Raw genomic sequence first — 1,415 nt, 5'->3', positions numbered from 1 at the left:
CACCATTGGCCGACAGGAACTCGGCGCGTGTCAGCGGAAGATCGGCGCGGCGGGTCATGGGGTCGGATGCGCGCGCATGCGCACCGCCGCGCGTTGCACGGCATCGAGAATTTCGATGTGCGTGCCGCAGCGGCACAGGTTGCCCGAGAGCTCGGCGCGAATGCGCGCATCGCTCGCATCCGGATCGCGCGCAAGCAAGGCCGCAGCCTGCATGACCATGCCGTTGAGGCAGTAGCCGCACTGCGCGGCCTGCGCATCTTCGAAGGCGGCCTGCACCGGATGCCAGTCGCCGCGCGCGCCCAGCCCTTCGAGCGTTGTGATGGCGCGCCCCACCACGCCATGCGCGGGAATCACGCACGAGCGCGCCGCCACGCCGTCGACATGCACCGTGCACGCGCCGCACTGCCCCAGCCCGCAGCCGTACTTGGGGCCGTTCAACCCCAGGTCGTTGCGCAGCAGGTGCAGCAGCGTCGCTTCGCTCGGCACGCCCTCGATCGATTGCGCCTGGCCGTTGACCAGCAGGTGCAGCGGCTCAGCGCCGCAACTGGCCGTCACGGGTGTACATCTCCAGGTCCACGAAGGTCGAGCCGTTGTGGTTCTTCGCGCTGTACTCGACGGGGAAGTCGCCGATGCGCGTGCTGCCGATGCTTTCGAGCCCGGCGATGAAGCTGTCGCGCGTGAGCGTCTTGCCCGCGCGGCGCAGGCCCTCGACCATCACGCGCGCGACGATGTAGCCCTCCAGCGCGGTGTAGCTGTCGATCTTCTCGCCGAACTCCGCCCGGTCGCGCTGGTAGTCGGCCACGATGGGCATGCGCTGCGCCTGCGGCGGCGGCACGATGCTGGCCGTGACCAGCCCCGCGAGCTTGCCGTCGAGCCGCTTGGCCGAACCGGCCGCGTCGGTGATGCCGACCGACAGCGTGTACAGCGGCGCACCCACGCCGTTCGCGCGGTAGTCGCGCATGAACACTTCGACCATGCGCCCGGCCATGATCATCACGACGGCGCCCGGCTTGGCTTCAGAAAGACCGGTGACGACCTGCTTCGCGTCTTCGGCCGTGATGGCCAGCGGGAAGGTCTTGAGCACTTTCAACTTGTAGTCGGCCGCCAGCTCTTCGCAGGTGGCGAGGTTCGACTTGCCGAAGGCGCTGTCCTGGTAGACCACCGCGATCGACTGGATGCCGATGGTCGAGAGGTGGCTGATGATCTTGCGCAGCTCCAGGTCGTAGCCCGCGCGCACGTGAAACAGGTAGCGGTTGACCTTGGTGCGAAACGAACTGGTGCCCACCAGCGGTGCAAACATCGGCACGCCCGCCTTCTCCGCCAGCGGCATCGCGGCCGCGAGGTTGCCGGTGGCCACGTAGCCGGTGAGCGCGAAGACCTTGTCCTCGTCGATCAGCTTTGCCGTGTTGATGGCG

The 1,415-nt window shown here is 68.1% G+C and carries 2 protein-coding genes; both read right to left on the bottom strand.

The window, feature by feature from the left end; genetic code table 11:
- Positions 1–54: 54 nt before the first annotated feature.
- Complete coding sequence (locus ACSFA3_RS23265) at positions 55–555, bottom strand: (2Fe-2S)-binding protein (RefSeq protein WP_435474602.1); 501 nt, start codon at positions 553–555, stop codon at positions 55–57.
- The coding region (locus tag ACSFA3_RS23260) for an ABC transporter substrate-binding protein (protein WP_435507803.1) at positions 533–1,415 on the bottom strand (883 nt) is incomplete at its 5' end. The genes ACSFA3_RS23265 and ACSFA3_RS23260, both read right to left, overlap by 23 nt.

This window comes from Variovorax glucosi (genome assembly GCF_051216695.1).
Classification (GTDB): domain Bacteria; phylum Pseudomonadota; class Gammaproteobacteria; order Burkholderiales; family Burkholderiaceae_C; genus Variovorax.
Note: the sequence above shows the minus strand (reverse complement) of the source record. Positions and strands in the feature narration are given on the sequence as shown.